The following is a 17,784-nucleotide window of genomic DNA, read 5'->3' as shown; positions in this document are numbered from 1 at the left end:
AATACGATAGGTGCTTTAACGAATATCTACTATAAACGTTAGCGCTTAAATTGCTTAAGCGACATGTGATTTATAAGCCCTTTTTTAGATACACACAAACGAGATATTTTTAGCGTGAAGATAAAAATTTTTGATGAACTTTTTTATTGTTAATTTGTGTTTTAAAATAGCCAAAATTTACCACTAAAAGTGATCATTATGCCTCTTCCCGCTTGCCCTAAATGTCAATGTGAATACGTTTACGAAGACCAACAACTGCTTATATGCCCAGAATGTGCCTATGAATGGAATCCAAATAATACAAGCGATGAAGACGTTATTTTGGTAAAAGATACAAACGGCACTTTACTAGTCGATGGTGACAAAGTAACCGTTGCGAAAGATTTAAAAATTAAAGGCAGTTCTCAGGTTATAAAAATTGGCACGAAAGCGGTAGTTAGACGTGTGCTTGATAAAAAAGATCACCAACTAGATTGTAAAGTCGATGGCATTGGCGAAATGATGGTAACGGCCAAGTTTGTGAAAAAAGCCTGAAATTACAGAACCTCACTTGTAGAAAATTACAGAAAGTAATAACGCTTAACTGCTAATTTTTTAGTTCTTTAGATAGCGCAGCTAATGTTTGATCGTAAGCATTCTGATTAAAGTTACTCGAGTGTGGGTTCATAAAACCATGTAAGTATTCAACACGTTTTACGTTAACATTAGCCGTTGTTGCCAGCACCACCTGTAGTGATTTAACATCAAAGTGCGGCTCATAATAGGGAAATATGAGTTCAATCTCAAATTGTGGTTGTATATCTGTATGGTGCCTAATTTGCGAGCTGTAAAAACAAATGCCCTTAGCTATCGTTTTAATCGCCGGGTGTGCAGACATTGACCAAATCGCCGATGCGCCAACACTAAAACCTATCAATATAGTGTTGTCAGCGAGTGGTTTAATCGCTTTTTGTAAAATAGCTACATACTCATCAAGGCCAATATGCTGACTAAAATACTCATAGGCCTGCTGTTCACTGTTAAATGCCATATCAACCCCGCCATAGGGATCGACAATAGACTGAGCGTTTAGTTTTTCAGCTAATACTTTTAAAGCCGCTGTATTACCAAAAATATCACTGACCAATACTAAGTTCATAAACGGCTCATCTTTAATTTTATTCTATAAGTTTTAGGCAATTATTTAACAAAAATACCTACGAGATGCTTCGCCTCAGAGTAAGAGACAAATACAAACTACATTTAAAGTACTTCAACCACGTCATAACTATGTTTTACATCACCGATAGTTAAACTAACTTCATCATCGACTTGTTTACCTAATAACTGTTGGCCTAATGGTGCGCCAGAGGTAAGCACTTGAATAGTTGTGCCTTTAATATCAACGGTTAATCCTCCAGCTGCTGGGCCTAAATAAAACCATTTTTGTGTGCTGGCATCGTCTTCTAAACATACCAATGAGCTTATAGCGATAGTGTCTGTAACGGGTTCGTTGTATATGGCTTCAAATAGTTGTATTTCTTTATAGCACTCATTAACTCGCTCTGCATGGCCTTGTGCTAAATAGGCAGCTTCAAGCCCAAGGGTATCGTATTGGGTCTCTGCAATACTTTCTTCATGGGTAGCGGTATCGTGAGCTGTTTGAGCTGCAATTTTAGCAGTGTTTAGTTGCTCATCTAAGGCAAACCGCAGGTGCTCAGTAACATGGGCTTTAATCATTTGGAGAATTCACTCAATTCGATAAAATAATTTGTTATTTTATACCAATCTGCTTGGATATGGGACCTATTTTAACGATAAGAAAATTGCTCTATAACTAGGCAAAATTTTTGACATCTAGTTGTTCTAAATGAAAAAATGTTAACAACGTTATAGGGGAATTTAATTCGTTAAATTGTTCAAATATTTATGCAGGTTGGTATTAGCATTGTTGCTACATTGAACACTATCCCTTTGCTGTGTAACAACAATGCTAATATTTAAGGCTATGGCATATCCATTAATGCCTGCGTTTGCTGATCCACTTGCTTATCGTAGTTTTTAGCACTTAACCCAAGTAGCTCAGGTAATGTCGCAGCAATACAAATAGACGACAGCGTGCCTACGACGATTCCTGCAAACAAAGCAATGGCAAACCCCTGCAGCGGCGTGCCAGCTAACAGCCAAACACTTGCCACCGTAGCTAGCGTAGTCCCAGAGGTAATAAGCGTACGAGTTAAGGTGCTTTTAATAGCGCTGTTTATAATACTGCTTGGTTTGAGTGTGATGTTTGTTGGTATGCGTAATAGCTCACGTACCCTATCACCCACTATTATTGAGTCATTTAGGGAGTAGCCAATTATTGCCAATAAACTGGCTAAAACGGTTAGATTAAACTCTATTTGTAACCACGAAAATAAGCCAACCACCAGCACTAAATCATGTAATAAAGCCACCACAGAGCCTAATGCCAAACGCCACTCAAACCGAACAGCTAAATAAATCATTACCGCTACCATAGCAGCAAATAAGGCTAAGCAGCCTTGCTCAAATAATTCATCACCCACTTGAGAGCCAATATAAGCCGATGATAAAACCTCAGCATTTATAGTTGGGTTTTGGCTAATCGCGGTTTTCCAAGCATCATTATTAGCTTCCTCACTTGGCGCTTGCGTTAATTGAAAATGATTATTGCCCTGTGCTGTAAGTTCAAATTCACCTTGATGGTTTTTAGCAATAAATTGCTCAAGCTGTTTTAGTTCAACACCTTGGCTGGTGGTAAATTCTGTTAAATAACCACCCGTAAAATCAAGGCCAAAATTAAGCCCTTTTTGTGCAATGGTGAATACCGATAACAACACAAACATGGCACTTATAAGCAAGCCTATATAACGCATACGTGACCCTGTCTCACATTTAAAAAAAGTGTTAAGCATGCGCGTTTACTCCTGCTTTTTTACCCAGCTTTAAATATAAGCTTTGGCTTAAATATTTCGATACATACACACCAGTAAATACCGATGTGATAAGACCAAGCGCCAGCGTTATCGCAAAGCCTTTTACAGGGCCATAACCTATGCCATATAAAATAATCGCGGTGATCATGGTGGTAATATTGGCATCTAAAATCGTATTCGCAGCTTGTTTATAGCCCTCTTGTATCGCTTGATACGGGGGACGACCTTTGCGACGCTCTTCTTTTATGCGCTCAAATATAATCACGTTAGTATCAACCGCCATTCCTATAGTTAATACTAAGCCTGCTATCCCTGGAAGAGTTAAAACCACCCCAGGTAATAACGACATTAGCCCCACTAAAGAGGTTAAGTTTAAAATTAACGCAACATTTGCAATAAGCCCTAAACGGCGGTACCACAGTGCCATAAACGCAAGCGTTAAACCCATGCCTAACATTAGCGCTGCTAATCCATTATTAATATTGTCTTGGCCAAGGCTTGGACCAATAGTTTGCTCATGCACTATAGTTACGGGCGCAGTGAGTGATCCTGCGCGTAGTAATAGCGCTAAATCGGCAGCCGCTTGTTGGCTTTGCATATTGGTTATACTAAAACGCGAGCTTAAATGCTGGGCAATGTTCGCTACATTAATAACTTCGCTTTTTTTAACCACTTCACCTTTGGCATTTTGTGAATACTCTGAATAGAGCGTTGCCATAGGTTTACCTATATTCGCCTTTGAAAAAGCCGACATAGCATCGCCACCTTGGCTATCTAAGCTCAGTTGTACCAAAGGTTTACCCCAATCATCACGCCCTATATTAGCGTTATTAATATGCTCACCGGTAAATATAGGTACAGGGTCAAGCTTTATGGTCCCTCCCGATTGCAGATTAAACGTTTGCCCGCCTCTCTCTTTAAGTTGATAAAACCCCAATGACGCGGTTGCACCAATTATGCGTTTTGCTTCAGCCGGATCTTGCACGCCAGGTAGCTCAATACGAATGCGCTGCTTACCTTGGCGCTGCGTAACAGCCTCGGTTATGCCGAGCTCTTCAATGCGTGAGCGAAGTGTGGTGAGTGTTTGGCTCATCACTTCTTTATCAAATGCGCTACGCCCTTGCTCAGAATAGCTAATTTTAACGACCTGTAAGTTGCCATTAGTTGATGTGGTTGTAGTGAGGTTTTCAAAACGGCTTTTAAGCTCTTTTATAACAACTGTTAGCTTATCGTCAGCATTCTCAAGCGCACTTATTTCAAAGCCCTGATTAGTCTGCTGCGCTTTAACGCCATAGGCTTTTTGTTTAACAATAATGGCTTTTGTTTGTTGATATGCACTGAGCAATTGCTCATCTATCGCTTTTTCTAAATCAACATCAAGTACAAACAATACCCCGCCGTTTAAATCAAGACCCAGTTTTATGGGCGATAAACCAAACTCTTGTAACCAAACAGGGCTGGTTGCATGTTCAACAATTTTAACCTGTGTATTTGGAAAGTTTGATTTTAAAGCCGCTTGAGCCTGCGCACTTTGTGTAGGCGTATTTAAAAGTACATTAATATGTGCTGGGTCTTTTAAACTTTCACTCACTTCAAAACCTTGGCTATTTAAAAAGTTAACTAGGTTCTCAGTACTTGGCATTACTTGCGTTTTAACATCAGAAGCTGCACTAATATGCAACCACGACTTATTCGGGTATAAATTAGGTAAGGCGCTTATTGCTAGTAACACTAATACAATCAGCATGGCTACATAGCTCAATTTAAACTTAGCCTTAAATGGCTTTTTCTCTTTTTTTAGACTTAACATAGTTATTCCTTATTACTAGGCATAGCCCAGTAACGTACCTATTAGGCACAATTAATCTGCAGGTCAAAACGCGATGCGTTAAAACCAATTAACATTAAATAAGGAACTTTAAGCGTGGTAGGTAGTTACAGCGGTGTATAACAGATTAGCGTCTTTCCAGCCGCTCAAGCGCGACTTTTTACTTTTAAATACCCAAGTATACCAAGGCTGATTTATAGTGACTGCTTGCGGTCGCAAAAAAATATGCCTACAGCCATTTAGGGCAAAAAACTCATGCACTACATCGTATTCAGGATCGCCCTGCGCACTATGTAAAAATAAAAATGAGTTATTGGCTGTTAGCCTAGGCTGATGCGCAGCAAAATCAGAATGCTTTGAGTTTTTATGCTGTAAATCGCCAAGCGATTTTGTAGGTACGGAAATGTTAGTTAAATGGTCAACATTAATAACATCGCTATAACCGCTTTGGTTACTGTTTAATTCGTGCTTTACGCCCATAGCATGGCTTTGCACACTAAAGAGTGCAGCAAAAAACAAGCAAGTAGCTAAAAAAACGCGAAATTTAAACATTGGTCATTTAAAACTAAAATAAAGGATAGCTAGTATATAAGGGCAGCTAATTAAAATACAATAGCCGTTCTTAAGCTAATTCATTTATATAAAAACAAATACTGAGATCCTCGATGCGCTCCAGACAAAGTTCAGTAAAACGCCCCGACGCCATGAATTTAAAACAAAGCATTCAAACTCTTTGGCCTTATATCACTAAATTTAAAGGCCGTGTGCTGATTGCTATATTAGCGCTAGTCGGTGCTAAAGGCGCGACATTACTCATGCCATGGGCTTTAAAAGAAATAATTGATTCGGTTGATAAATCAATTAACCCACTACTGCTTGTTCCTACTTTATTACTCGTTATGTACGGCGCATTACGCTTTGCTAGCGTATTTTTGGGTGAAGTACGCGATGCGGTATTTTCGCGAGTCACCGAGCATGCCATGCGAGATATTGGCCTTAAAGTGTTTAAACATTTGCACTCGTTAGATTTAGCCTTTCATTTAGACAGGCAAACTGGCGGTATAAGTCGAGACATAGAACGCGGCACCAGTGGCTTAAGCTTTTTAATGCGCTTTTTAATGTTTAATATTGTGCCCACGTTGTTTGAAATAATAACTGTGGCGATTATTTTTGGCAGCTTGTTTTCTATTTGGTTTGCGCTGATCACCCTATTGGCTGTGGCTATTTATATTTTTTTTACCGTGACGGTTACCCAATGGCGAAACCGCTTTATTCGTGAGTCAAACGCTGCTGATAATCAAAGTAACACCCGTGCCATCGACAGTCTATTAAATTACGAAACCGTAAAATACTTTAATAATGAACAGCATGAAGCCCAAACTTACGACACATTTTTAGCAACCTGGGAACAAGCACGATTAAAAAACAGACTCTCGTTACTGGCGCTTAATTCAGGGCAAGCACTGATCATTGCATGTGCGATAACCGCATTAATGTGGCTTGGAGCCAATGAAGTGGTTACCGGCGAGTTAACGATTGGTGAGCTGGTAATGATCAATGCGTATATGATCCAATTATTTTTACCGCTTAACTTTTTGGGATTTGTGTACCGTGAAATACGCCGTGCCCTTACCGACCTTGAAAACATGCTTGGGTTATTAAATACCTCCCCCAAAATAGCAGATAGCGAAACCGCGCAACCATTAGCACTCAAAAATGGGGCAATTAGCTTTGAAAACGTCAGCTTTAGCTACGATAGCAAGCGTCCTATTCTTAAGAACGTCAGTTTTAATGTAAACTCTGGTGCTAAGGTAGCGGTTGTAGGTGCTAGTGGCGCAGGTAAAAGCTCGTTAGCCCGCTTGTTATACCGTTTTTATGAACTTTCATCGGGCGCTATAAAAATTGATAATCAAGCCATAAACACGGTCACCTTGGCAAGTTTGCGTAAAGCTATTGCCATAGTGCCGCAAGATACTGTGTTATTTAATACCAGTATACGCGAAAATATTCACTACGGCAGACCCAGCGCCAGTGAAGATGAAGTAAACAAAGCTATAAACATGGCGCATCTAACAAACTTTATTAGTAGCCTAGATAAAGGCGATAAAACCTTAGTAGGTGAACGCGGACTAAAAGTCTCTGGTGGCGAAAAACAACGTATTGCTATTGCTCGCGCTATTTTAAAACAATCGCCAATTTTAATTTTTGACGAAGCCACTTCCGCGCTCGACTCACAATCTGAACAAGCCATATTAAACGCTATGCAAGAGGTTGCCTCTAACCACACAAGTATTGTTATTGCGCATCGCTTATCAACAATTACCGATGCCGATACTATTATCGTGCTTAAGGCGGGAGAAGTAGTAGAGCAAGGTAAACATGATGAATTACTAATGCAAAATGGTGAATATGCGCATATGTGGACCTTGCAACAAAAACAGTCAAAGGCGCAATAAACTAAGCCTCTCGGGTACGATTGAAGTATCTGAGTGCTTTTTTGCTATTTTGCTAGTATTTCATTTATCTTATCGACCGGTACGGTTATTCACCTCAAAAGGTTTGTTTGCAGTGAAGTTATCAATACAATCAAGTAGCTATTTTTATAACAAAAATATATAACGAATTAAATAACGTGAATTCATAGGGGAAAGTAATGAAAAAAAGTTTAATTGCAGCGGCACTCGCCGCTACATTTATTACCGGCTGTTCTGAGCCACAAACAACAAAAACTGAGCAAGTAGCAGCAGTTGCAGAAAAACCACAAGCAACAAAGCAAGCCGAATTAGGCACGTTTGGAGTTGATTTAACTGCGCGTAACGAAGCTGTAAAACCAGGCGACGATTTCTTCATGTACGCCAGTGGTTCATGGTACGACAACTACGAAATGCCAGCAGATAAAACCCGCTACGGTGCATTCTCTGCGCTAGCTGAGCGCAGTGAAGATCGCGTTAAAGAAATTATTGAAGACATTGCAGCACGTGAAAACTTAAACGCCGAAGAGCAACTGGTCGCTGACTTTTATAATTCGTACATGGATACCGAGACACTTAATAAACTTGGTATAACGCCAATTAAGCCGTTGCTTAACGACATCAATTCGGTTGCCTCTACTGATGATTTGGCAAAAGTATTTGGCCAATCTTGGCTTACGGGTGTAAGTGCACCACTTGGCGGCGGTATGTGGTTTAACCGTTTAGATCCCAATAAATACGAAATGTCATTAGGTGCAGGTGGCTTAGGCTTACCCGATCGCTCATACTACCTTGAAGATGCAGAACGTTTTGTAAAAACTCGTGAAGCGTATGTGGCACATATTGCCGATATGCTTAAATTTGCAGGGGTTGATAATACCACAGAGCGTGCACAAGCGATTTTAGCGCTTGAAACCAAAATTGCAGAAGGTCATTGGCCTCGTGAAAAACGCCGTAATCGTGATTTAACCCTAAACCAAGTAAAACGCGATGAGTTAAGTACACAATACCCAGGATTTAACTGGGATTTATACTTTGCGCAAACAGGTTATAAAGTACCACAATTAAACGTATCGCAGCCTGAACCTGTTAAAGCCATGATTGACTTAATCAATAACGAAGATTTAAGCGTATGGAAAGACTACCTAACGTATCATGCAATTAATGGTAACGCTGAGCTGTTGTCTGAAGAGATATTTAACACCAATTTTGCTTTTTTTGGTAAAGAATTGAATGGTCAACAAGAGCCACGTCCACGCTGGAAACGCGCTATCAGCCAAATGTCAGGCACCAGCTCATTAGGCTTTGCAATTGGTAAAATTTACGTAGATCGTTATTTCCCTGAGTCATCTAAGCAACAAATGTCTGAGCTTGTTGAAAACTTACGCACAGCCCTTGGTGAGCGTATTGATAACTTAGATTGGATGGGTGCAGAAACAAAAGTGAACGCGCGTGCAAAATTAGCGGCATTTGTGCCAAAAATTGGTTACCCAGATGAATGGCAATCGTATGAAGGCTTAAGCATTAGCAACAATGACTTAATGGCTAATGTAAAAAATATGCGTGAGTTTTTCCAGGCTGAAAGTGTAGAAAAAGAGCTGAAAAAGACCGATCGTAATCGTTGGGGCATGACACCACAACGTGTTAACGCTTACTACAATAGTTCATTTAACGAAATTGTATTCCCTGCCGCTATATTACAACCACCGTTTTTCGATCCAAATGCAGATCCAGCAGTAAACTACGGTGGCATTGGCGCTGTGATTGGCCACGAAATGGGTCATGGTTTTGATGATCAAGGCTCAAAATCTGACGCTAACGGCATACAACGTAATTGGTGGACTGATGAAGATCGTGCTGCTTTTGATGCCAAAGCTGACAAACTGGCAGCTCAGTACAGCAAATACGAACCAATTCCAGGTAACTTTGTAAATGGCCGCAACAGCTTAGGTGAAAATATTGGTGATGTGGGTGGTTTAGCCATGGCTTATCATGCTTACAAACTAAGCCTAAATGGTAAAGAAGCACCGGTAATTGATGGTGTAACCGGCGATCAACGTTTCTTCTTAGCATGGGCACAAGTATGGAAAGAAAAACGTACTGAGCAAAGCATGTTAAACCAATTACGTGGTGGTACTCACGCACCAGGTCGCTTTAGAGCACAAGCACCTCGTAACCACGACGCTTGGTATAAAGCATTTGATGTAAAACCAGGTGATGAGTTGTACCTACCAGAAGAAGAACGCGTTCGTATTTGGTAATACCCTGACAACCGTTCATCGTTTGTAACAAATAAATAGCCCGCTTATGCGGGTTGTTTTATTTTTGGCTACTAACAATACTTACTAGCCCTGCCCGGCATTTACCTTTAGAATATGGGCTTGCAAATTTTTATCAATTATTTATACATATTAAGGCGAAACGCAGATGGGAAGAGCTTACCAAAACAAAAAAGATTCAATGGCTAAAACTGCGGGTGCTAAAACTAAAGTTTATTCAAAATACGGTAAAGAAATTTATATTTGTGCTAAAAATGGCGGTGTTGATCCAGACGGAAACCTAGCACTACGTCGTTTAATTGAACGTGCTAAAAAAGACCAAGTACCGGCTCACGTAATTGAACGCGCCATTGATAAGGCTAAAGGCGGCGGCGGTGAAGACTATGCAGCCACGCGTTACGAAGGTTACGGCCCAGGTAATTGCATGATTATTGTTGATTGTTTAACCGACAACAACAAACGTACTTTTGCTGATGTACGTGTATGTTTTACCAAAGCAAACGCTAAAATTGGCGCACAAAATTCGGTATCACACTTATTTGATCACCTTGCTATTTTTGTATTTGACGGTGACGACGATGAAACCGTACTTGAAGCGCTGATGATGGCAGATGTTGATGTTACCGACGTTGAAGTAGAAGACGGCAAAGTAACCGTATTTGCACCGCACACTGAATACAACAATACCCGCACAGCACTTGAAGAAATGGGTGTGACAGAATTTGACGAAGACTTAATTGCCTTTGTACCTCAAGTTGAAGCCCCTATTGAAGGCGAAGACGTTGAAGTTATGGAGCGCTTTTTAGCCATGCTTGAAGATTGTGACGACGTACAAAACGTTTACCACAACGCTCAATTTTAATCGTTAAGCAAATAATCTGAGCTCTGGATAGTAAATCTATCTTCAGCGACAACTGCGTTGAGTTTACTTGCGATAGGTTATGTTTAAAGGCCAACTTAGTTGGCCTTTTTGTTATTTGTAGAATGGATTAGTTAATTGATAACCCCTCACAACTAGGGTCTGTTGGCTTTTATAGTTGTATGCGGCCATGAATCTTGTGGCCACAATCTAAAACTACAGACTATTTTTGTTTTTTAAACGGGTAAATTTGTTGCTTTAACATACCTACAGGCATGTAGTCCCCGACAACACCATATTCTTTAGGCCACTCTGCTTGGCCTTTTACCGCAGTACCAAATAAATAATCTAAAAACGAGAAATGGGCTGCATAATTTCGATCAATGGCAGCTTTATCGGATGCGTGGTGCCAATGGTGAAACTGCGGAGTAACCATAAAATATTTTAACCACCCAAATTTTACATTCACGTTTGCATGATTAAATACGGCTTGAAAACCAACAATAATTACATATAAGCTGATTATTTGCTGTGAAAACCCCAGCACAAATATAGGGGTTAACACTAAACTACGGGTGATCAGTATTTCTAAAATATGCTGACGGGAGCCCGCTAGCCAATCCATTTCTTTGGCACTGTGATGCACACCATGAAATCGCCACATAAATGGCACTTCGTGATAAGCACGATGTGTCCAATACTGCATTAAATCAGCCACCAAAATAATTAAAAATAGCTGTAGTATAAACGGCATTTGCGCTATGTAAGCTTGCAGTGTGCTCGAAACCGCCCAACCAAAACCATAATGAACAAAATGATTAGTAACCAGTAATACAAAGCCAACTATTAAGTGATTCACAAAGAAGTGGTTTAAATCCCCGCGCCATTCACTACGAAGTATTTTTTGCTCTTTTCGATGCGGAAGTAGTTTTTCAATTAAGATAAAAATTAAGGTAGAGCCTAGTAAGTCTAATATAAACCAATCTAAGCCAATATAAGGAGTGTTATCTGCAAAGTCATTTACTTCAACATTCGGGCCACCAAAGCTAATGGCCAGTACAATAAAAAACCACGCAGTTGCCCCTAAGCGCTTATTCGTATTTCGTACAAAATTAAGTAACCCTAAGCTACCGGAAATAATAAGAGCAACAAACATGAGCTGACGTAAAAAGTCGACGCTATAGCTTTTGCGTAGTTCTGGAGTCGTTAAATATTCCGGAAAGTGGAATGCAAGCACTCCTAAGCAACTTAATATCGCTAAAAAGCAAGCAATATAACCACTGATATTACCCTCACCAATTTGCAGGTGACTAGTACGAAATATTTTTTTAGTGACATGTTTTAGCATTATTTTCCTTAATATAATATGCAGTTCCCTATTCTAATGCGCACATTCTAGCAAACTTTGGGCTAACTAAAACACAAAAAAAGCCACGCAGTGCGTGGCTTGGCTGGATAAAGTAAAATTTAACTACACGGAAAAATTATAAATAAGCACCCAGCGCTTTAACTTGATCTAACATGCGGTTTGAGAAACCCCATTCGTTGTCGTACCACGCCATTACTTTAACTAATTTACCATCAGCACGCGTTTGCGTTGCATCAAAAATTGATGATGCTGGGTTATGGTTAAAGTCGATAGAAACAAGCGGCAGCTCATTGTACTCTAAAATACCTTTCATAGAGCCAAACGCAGCATCTTTAACTACTTGGTTAATTTCTTCAATACTTGTGTCACGCTTAGCAATAAATGTTAAATCAACTAACGACACATTAATTGTTGGTACACGTACCGCCATGCCATCTAGTTTACCGGCAAGTTCAGGCAGAACTAATCCAACCGCTTTTGCAGCACCCGTTTTAGTTGGGATCATAGATTGAGTCGCACTACGCGCGCGGTATAAATCTGGGTGGTATACGTCAGATAAGTTTTGATCGTTGGTGTAAGCATGAATGGTGGTCATGCTACCTTGTTCAATTCCTACCGTATCGTTAATTGCTTTAGCAACAGGCGCTAAACAATTGGTTGTACATGAAGCATTAGAAATAATGTTGCTATCGGCATTAATTACATCGCTATTTACACCGTGAACTACGGTAGCATCCATATCTGTACCAGGAGCCGATACCACTACTTTTTTAGCGCCTGCTTCAATGTGCTTGTTAGCTGCTTCGCGAGAAGTAAATAAACCCGTACATTCAAGCACAATATCAACGTTTAGTGCTTTCCACGGTAAATTAGCAGGATCACGTTCTTGCGTTAGCGTGATCACATCATCGCCAATTAGCATGGTGTTGTCTTTTAGCGTTACTTGCTGTGAAAAACGACCGTGTACTGAGTCAAACTGAGTCAGATGAGCATTTACATTAGCTGGGGCTAAATCGTTAATAGCCACAATTTTAATTTCATTATTTTGCGCTGATTCGTACAGTGCACGCAATACATTACGACCGATACGGCCGTAGCCATTAATTGCTACATTAATCATTTTTGACTCCTATTAACTTCACATGCTTGGCGAGCAAGCGTTTCAATGGCTTGCCAGTCTTTATTTTCAATAAGTTGTTTATCTAACATCCACGTACCACCTACGCAAATAACATTGTTAAGTGCTAAGTAATTAGGGGCAGTCGCTAAACTAATGCCACCAGTTGGACAAAAAGTAATATCAGGTAATGGGCCGCCAATCGACTTAATCATCGCTGTACCGCCTGCGGCTTCTGCAGGAAAAAACTTTAAAAATTTAAAGCCATGCGCTGCCAAGTTCATCACTTCGCTTGGGGTAGCTGCACCGGGTAAAAAAGGGATAGTTGACTCTTTTGCCAATGCTAACAGTTCATCACTTACACCAGGGCTCACCATAAAGTCAGCGCCCGCTTCTACTGACGCGTTAAAGCTTGCTTTATCAACCACCGTGCCAGTGCCCACATATGCCTCTGGTACTTCAGCTTTCATTAACTTTACAGCTTGTGCAGCAATTGGTGTACGCAGTGTAATTTCAAGTGCTTTTAAGCCACCGTTATACAACGCTCTTGCAAGTGGTGCAGCATCTTCTAGTTTTTCGATTACCACCACTGGCACAACGGGTGCCGATGCTAAGATTTTTTCAATACTCATTACTTGTTCCTCATTACCCAATATGGCTAATTATTATTCAAGTCCAAAAGCACTTGCACCTAAATCGGCACTGCTTACGATATTTCTAAATCCAGTAAATAATTCACGGCCTGTACCAAATGTTTGGCTTGCTTGGCTAATTTGTAGCTCACGCTGTGCAAGCTCTTCGTCGCTTACATGCACTTTTAAAATACCATTTGGCGCATCTAAAGTAACAATATCGCCTTCATGGATTTTAGCTATAATGCCACCTTCTACCGCTTCAGGTGCTAAGTGGATTGCCGCTGGTACTTTGCCTGATGCACCCGACATACGTCCGTCGGTAACTATGGCCACTTTATAACCCTGATCTTGTAATGTTGCCATTACCGGCGTGAGCTTATGAAGCTCTGGCATGCCTTTAGCCTTAGGGCCTTGCTCTTTAAGAACAGCAATGAAATCTTGGTTAAGCTCACCACGGGTATAAGCGTCTTGTAACTCACCTTGTGAGCTAAATACTTTAGCTGGTGCTGACACCACTTGATGAGATTCTGCAACGGCTGATACTTTAATAACCGCCTTACCTAAGTTACCAGTTAGTAGCTGTAAACCACCTTGCTTGCTAAATGGATTGCTTACAGGACGAAGTACTTCTTCATCATGTGAGTTTTCAGGACACGCAACCCATTTAACTTTACTAGGGCCATTGGCATCACTCATAATCAAGTTATCGTCTTTATCAAGCAGTGGCTCACACATGTAAGGTGCAAGACCTTCGCCTAAAATAGTAGTCACATCTGTATGTAGGTAGCCAGCACTGGCTAATTCACGCATTAAGAAGCCCATGCCACCGGCTGCTTGGAAATGGTTCACATCTGCTGAGCCATTAGGGTAAATACGCGTCAGTAATGGTACAACCGCTGATAAATCAGACATGTCTTTCCAAGTAACCTGAATACCAGCCGCTTTTGCAATCGCCACAATGTGGATTGCATGATTGGTTGAGCCACCAGTTGATAGCAAACCAACGAGGCCATTAATAATGGTTTTTTCGCTGATCACATCCGCTAAACACGGGCCATCTTTGTTTTCTGTAAGCTGCTTGAGCATGGTCTCAACTGCATTACCCGTTAAGCCATCACGCAATTCTGTGTATGGATTAATAAACGAGCTACCTGGTAAGTGTAAGCCCATAATTTCCATTAACATTTGGTTTGAATTTGCAGTGCCATAAAACGTACACGTACCCGCACTGTGATAAGATGCGCTTTCTGCCTCTAATAACTCATCGCGAGATACTAAGCCTTGTGCAAACTTTTGACGAATACGTGCTTTGTCTTTGTTTGGAATACCTGACTGCATTGGTCCTGCTGGTAAAAAATACACAGGCAAATGGCCAAATGATAAAGCGCCAATTAATAGGCCTGGAACAATTTTGTCACATACACCTAAACAAAACACACCATCAAACACGTCATGCGATAACGAAACCGCAGTAGACATAGCAATAACATCACGAGAGAAAAGCGATAGTTCCATGCCGTCACGCCCTTGGGTAACGCCATCACACATCGCAGGAACACCGCCAGCAACTTGCGCGGTTGCGTCAAATTTAGTGGCAATGCTTTTAATTAAATCTGGGTATTCTTTGTAAGGCACATGCGCAGATAACATGTCGTTGTATGAATTAATAATTGCAAGGTTTGGCACCTCATCTGCTTTTAAACGCGCTTTGTCATCGCTGCTGCACGCAGCCATAACATGGGCAATATTGCCACAACCTAAACCAGCACGAACTCTTGTTTGTTTTTTTGCGTGCGAAATACGATCTAAATAGGCTTGACGGGTTTGTTTACTGCGCTCAATAACGCGTTCTGTGACTTCTTGAATTCGAGGGTGCAACATAATTTTACTCATCTCTATTCGTTAGAGGATAAAGGCTCAGTAACAATTATAGACTCCACGAAAATAACTGTACTGAGCATCTTTGACTTACCCGTTCAAAGGTACGCTACCAGGGAGCCTCTCACAACAACCCTGACACCGGTGTCAGGGTATTAACGCATGACACTGACACCGGTGTCAACCCTGAGTAATAAAAATAGTCCTTTTTTTTAACATGTACAATAAATAAACGTGAATTTTTAGTGAAATACCAGCGGCAAATAATGAAGATTAAAAATGCAGATAAAAAAAGCCCGAGTAAGCGTCACTCATACTCGGGCTACTGTGAAAAAGCGGTTTTATTTTACGGCTGCGGTTGACTCTCGCGTGATTAATTTTGCTTCTAAAATCACTTTGTAAGGCGACTCTTGCGGCTCAATAATGTGGGTAATTAACTGGGTAACAGCTTGTTTTGTCATTTCTTCTACAGGTTGCGCTATAGTCGTTAGGCCTGGCCAAATATGACGCGCTATGGGGGCGTTATCAAAGCCAGCAATAGAAATGTCATCTGGTACACGTAAATTACGCTGTGTAGCTAATTTAAGAACGGCTGCTGCCATGTAATCATTCGATGCAAATACAGCCGTAGGGCGTGGCGATAAATCTAAAATACTACGCGCACTGTCTACCCCTGAGTGATAACTAAAGTTCCCCTCTTCAACTAAGCGTTCGTTAAATTCAATACCATGGCTTGCTAGTGCGCGCCTGTAGCCTTTAAAACGTTGCTGTGTAGCACTGTGATCTGGGTGACCTTTAATAAACGCGATAGAGGTATGCCCTAAGTTTATTAAATGTTCGGTAATTTCAAATGCGCCCTGCTCGTCATTACTGGTAACAGAAATAGAGTCATCTTCTAAAATAGCAGAAGCCACTCGAGCATAAGGAATTTTTTTAGACTTTAAAAAATCAACCAACTCTGAAAAGTCACAAAATGGCGGCGTAAGCACTAAACCATCAAGGCGTGATGACTGCAATAGCTGCTCTATGTTGTTAATGAGTGCATCACCTCTGAGCTCACAAGGGTGAATCAACAAGTTATAGTTGTTTTCTTGGCATGCAGCTAATGCGCCTGTTTGCACACGGGTAATATAACTTTTACTTGGATTGTCGTATAAGCAACCAATAATAAAACTACGGTTTTGTGCAAGTCCTCGAGCAATGGGATTAGGTGTGTAATCAAGCTCTTTAAATACCGCTAATACTTTTTCACGTGTGGCCGCACTCACATTTGGTTCGTTATTCAATACGCGCGATACTGTTTTTTTAGATACACCGGCATAACTGGCAACGCTATTTATAGTGACTTTTTTCATCTATTTATTTCCAAATGTATGCAACGTAATTAAACCTGTTGACTCGTATGCAAACACGCGGCAGCACCAATTAAAGGAATGTTGTCTTGTGTTACTAAAGTGACCGGAATTTGGCCTGTATATTGCGACATAATGCCCTTTTGTAAAAAACGCTCAATAAAACGGCTTTCTAGTAAACGAGCCTGCATTCTTGGCAATATGCCACCACCAATGTAAAGCCCACCAAGAGCGCCATAAGCAAGCGCCAAATCGCCAGCAACACTGCCAATCCAATCGCAAAACTGATTAAGCGTTGCGTCACACACTTCACATTCACCGCTATTGGCTAAGCTGCTAATTTGCGCCGCATCTAAATTTTTTGCAGCCACCCCTTTAACCGCCGCCATAGCTTTATATAAATGAGCAATGCCTGGGCCAGAAAACACCGTTTCTACCGATACATGTGGGTGGTCTTTTTTAAGCTCTTGAATAAGTTGAGCGTCAAGTTCGTTTACGGCCGACAGTGAAATATGGCCGCTTTCTGAGCTCATTACCGCACACGAATGTGCTGTACGCACTAAACACGCAGCACCAAAGCCTGTACCTGGTCCCATTACACCAATATTAGCAGTGTCATCTGCTTGGCCAGGTTTAACCGTTACGTTTTGAGAAAGGTCTAAGTACGGAGCAGCGTAAGCAAAAGCAGCAAAGTCGTTTATTATGCTTAATTGTTCAAAGTCAAAATGATGTTTAATATCATTAACGCTAAAGTGCCAACCTAAGTTAGTTAAGTGAACTTGGCCTGCGTTAATTGGACCTGCTACGGCAAGACATGCGCGCTTAGGATTTATATGAGACACTGTTGATAAATAATACTCAGTGGCACTCTCGAGTGATCCATAACTAGCACTTGGAAACGTATGGTTATGTTCAATGGTAAATTGATTACTTGATTCGTCGAACCCAGTTATCAATGCAAAACGGGCGTTTGTACCGCCTATATCGGCAACCAGAATAGGCTCAAAGTGTGTGCTAGAGTGTAAACCCATAGTGTTATCTCTTTTGTTTAAGTAATGAG

General features: G+C 40.8%; 15 protein-coding genes. 4 read left to right on the top strand and 11 right to left on the bottom strand.

What is annotated here, in order from left to right; translation table 11 throughout:
• Positions 1–198: 198 nt before the first annotated feature.
• Entirely contained in the window at positions 199–534 is a 336-nt protein-coding gene (locus tag FLM54_RS07085) for a zinc ribbon domain-containing protein YjdM (RefSeq protein WP_178955990.1), read from the top strand.
• A 52-nt stretch (positions 535–586) separates the two neighbouring features.
• Here the strand turns inward: FLM54_RS07085 and FLM54_RS07080 are convergent, their stop codons facing one another.
• The 5 genes from FLM54_RS07080 to FLM54_RS07060 all read right to left on the bottom strand — a co-directional run bounded on the left by FLM54_RS07080 (position 587) and on the right by FLM54_RS07060 (position 5,316).
• Entirely contained in the window at positions 587–1,138 is a 552-nt protein-coding gene (locus tag FLM54_RS07080) for a hypothetical protein (protein WP_178955988.1), read from the bottom strand.
• Between the two features lie 104 nt (positions 1,139–1,242).
• The gene (locus FLM54_RS07075; protein ID WP_178955986.1) at positions 1,243–1,719 is read right to left on the bottom strand and encodes a GreA/GreB family elongation factor; all 477 of its coding nucleotides are present in this window, start codon (positions 1,717–1,719) and stop codon (positions 1,243–1,245) included.
• A gap of 266 nt (positions 1,720–1,985) precedes the next feature.
• Positions 1,986–2,915: a protein translocase subunit SecF gene (secF, locus tag FLM54_RS07070; RefSeq protein WP_138604839.1), complete on the bottom strand. Its 930-nt coding sequence runs from the start codon at positions 2,913–2,915 to the stop codon at positions 1,986–1,988.
• Positions 2,908–4,746: a protein translocase subunit SecD gene (secD, locus tag FLM54_RS07065; RefSeq protein WP_178955984.1), complete on the bottom strand. Its 1,839-nt coding sequence runs from the start codon at positions 4,744–4,746 to the stop codon at positions 2,908–2,910. Before secD ends, secF begins: the two co-directional genes overlap by 8 nt.
• Positions 4,747–4,854: 108 nt before the next feature.
• Positions 4,855–5,316, bottom strand: coding sequence for a hypothetical protein (locus tag FLM54_RS07060; RefSeq protein ID WP_076920240.1), 462 nt, complete (start codon positions 5,314–5,316; stop codon positions 4,855–4,857).
• A gap of 113 nt (positions 5,317–5,429) precedes the next feature.
• On the opposite strand from FLM54_RS07060, the gene FLM54_RS07055 reads away from it, so the two are divergent.
• From FLM54_RS07055 to FLM54_RS07045, 3 genes are all read left to right on the top strand, one after another.
• A complete protein-coding gene (locus FLM54_RS07055) occupies positions 5,430–7,220 on the top strand; it encodes an ABC transporter ATP-binding protein/permease (protein WP_178955982.1) in 1,791 nt (596 codons plus the stop codon).
• A 197-nt stretch (positions 7,221–7,417) separates the two neighbouring features.
• Complete coding sequence (locus FLM54_RS07050) at positions 7,418–9,496, top strand: M13 family metallopeptidase (RefSeq protein ID WP_178955980.1); 2,079 nt, start codon at positions 7,418–7,420, stop codon at positions 9,494–9,496.
• A gap of 166 nt (positions 9,497–9,662) precedes the next feature.
• Positions 9,663–10,376, top strand: coding sequence for a YebC/PmpR family DNA-binding transcriptional regulator (locus FLM54_RS07045; protein ID WP_008110544.1), 714 nt, complete (start codon positions 9,663–9,665; stop codon positions 10,374–10,376).
• A 220-nt stretch (positions 10,377–10,596) separates the two neighbouring features.
• On the opposite strand, the gene FLM54_RS07040 is transcribed toward FLM54_RS07045, so the two are convergent.
• The 6 genes from FLM54_RS07040 to glk form a co-directional block, all read right to left on the bottom strand.
• The gene (locus tag FLM54_RS07040) at positions 10,597–11,721 is read right to left on the bottom strand and encodes a sterol desaturase family protein (RefSeq protein ID WP_138569581.1); all 1,125 of its coding nucleotides are present in this window, start codon (positions 11,719–11,721) and stop codon (positions 10,597–10,599) included.
• 136 nt (positions 11,722–11,857) lie between these two features.
• Positions 11,858–12,862: a type I glyceraldehyde-3-phosphate dehydrogenase gene (gap, locus tag FLM54_RS07035; RefSeq protein WP_008110546.1), complete on the bottom strand. Its 1,005-nt coding sequence runs from the start codon at positions 12,860–12,862 to the stop codon at positions 11,858–11,860.
• The gene (gene eda / locus FLM54_RS07030) at positions 12,859–13,491 is read right to left on the bottom strand and encodes a bifunctional 4-hydroxy-2-oxoglutarate aldolase/2-dehydro-3-deoxy-phosphogluconate aldolase (protein WP_138569579.1); all 633 of its coding nucleotides are present in this window, start codon (positions 13,489–13,491) and stop codon (positions 12,859–12,861) included. The genes gap and eda overlap by 4 nt, the downstream gene beginning before the upstream one ends.
• Positions 13,492–13,524: 33 nt before the next feature.
• Positions 13,525–15,375, bottom strand: coding sequence for a phosphogluconate dehydratase (gene edd, locus FLM54_RS07025; RefSeq protein ID WP_178955978.1), 1,851 nt, complete (start codon positions 15,373–15,375; stop codon positions 13,525–13,527).
• Positions 15,376–15,713: 338 nt separating this feature from the next.
• Entirely contained in the window at positions 15,714–16,727 is a 1,014-nt protein-coding gene (locus tag FLM54_RS07020) for a LacI family DNA-binding transcriptional regulator (RefSeq protein WP_010389842.1), read from the bottom strand.
• Positions 16,728–16,756: 29 nt separating this feature from the next.
• The gene (glk, locus tag FLM54_RS07015) at positions 16,757–17,755 is read right to left on the bottom strand and encodes a glucokinase (protein WP_138604847.1); all 999 of its coding nucleotides are present in this window, start codon (positions 17,753–17,755) and stop codon (positions 16,757–16,759) included.
• Between the last annotated feature and the right edge of the window lie 29 nt (positions 17,756–17,784).

This window comes from Pseudoalteromonas sp. Scap25 (genome assembly GCF_013394125.1).
Classification (GTDB): Bacteria; Pseudomonadota; Gammaproteobacteria; order Enterobacterales; family Alteromonadaceae; genus Pseudoalteromonas.
Note: the sequence above shows the minus strand (reverse complement) of the source record. Positions and strands in the feature narration are given on the sequence as shown.

Excerpts from the sequence above, each read along its gene's own strand:
- FLM54_RS07055 (WP_178955982.1), top strand. The coding sequence starts at position 5,430 with ATGCGCTCCAGACAAAGTTCAGTAAAACGCCCCGACGCCATGAATTTA.
- gap (WP_008110546.1), bottom strand. The coding sequence starts at position 12,862 with ATGATTAATGTAGCAATTAATGGCTACGGCCGTATCGGTCGTAATGTA.
- glk (WP_138604847.1), bottom strand. The coding sequence starts at position 17,755 with ATGGGTTTACACTCTAGCACACACTTTGAGCCTATTCTGGTTGCCGAT.
- eda (WP_138569579.1), bottom strand. The coding sequence starts at position 13,491 with ATGAGTATTGAAAAAATCTTAGCATCGGCACCCGTTGTGCCAGTGGTG.
- edd (WP_178955978.1), bottom strand. The coding sequence starts at position 15,375 with ATGTTGCACCCTCGAATTCAAGAAGTCACAGAACGCGTTATTGAGCGC.
- FLM54_RS07050 (WP_178955980.1), top strand. The coding sequence starts at position 7,418 with ATGAAAAAAAGTTTAATTGCAGCGGCACTCGCCGCTACATTTATTACC.
- FLM54_RS07040 (WP_138569581.1), bottom strand. The coding sequence starts at position 11,721 with ATGCTAAAACATGTCACTAAAAAAATATTTCGTACTAGTCACCTGCAA.
- FLM54_RS07045 (WP_008110544.1), top strand. The coding sequence starts at position 9,663 with ATGGGAAGAGCTTACCAAAACAAAAAAGATTCAATGGCTAAAACTGCG.
- secD (WP_178955984.1), bottom strand. The coding sequence starts at position 4,746 with ATGTTAAGTCTAAAAAAAGAGAAAAAGCCATTTAAGGCTAAGTTTAAA.
- FLM54_RS07080 (WP_178955988.1), bottom strand. The coding sequence starts at position 1,138 with ATGAACTTAGTATTGGTCAGTGATATTTTTGGTAATACAGCGGCTTTA.
- FLM54_RS07060 (WP_076920240.1), bottom strand. The coding sequence starts at position 5,316 with ATGTTTAAATTTCGCGTTTTTTTAGCTACTTGCTTGTTTTTTGCTGCA.
- secF (WP_138604839.1), bottom strand. The coding sequence starts at position 2,915 with ATGCTTAACACTTTTTTTAAATGTGAGACAGGGTCACGTATGCGTTAT.
- FLM54_RS07085 (WP_178955990.1), top strand. The coding sequence starts at position 199 with ATGCCTCTTCCCGCTTGCCCTAAATGTCAATGTGAATACGTTTACGAA.
- FLM54_RS07075 (WP_178955986.1), bottom strand. The coding sequence starts at position 1,719 with ATGATTAAAGCCCATGTTACTGAGCACCTGCGGTTTGCCTTAGATGAG.
- FLM54_RS07020 (WP_010389842.1), bottom strand. The coding sequence starts at position 16,727 with ATGAAAAAAGTCACTATAAATAGCGTTGCCAGTTATGCCGGTGTATCT.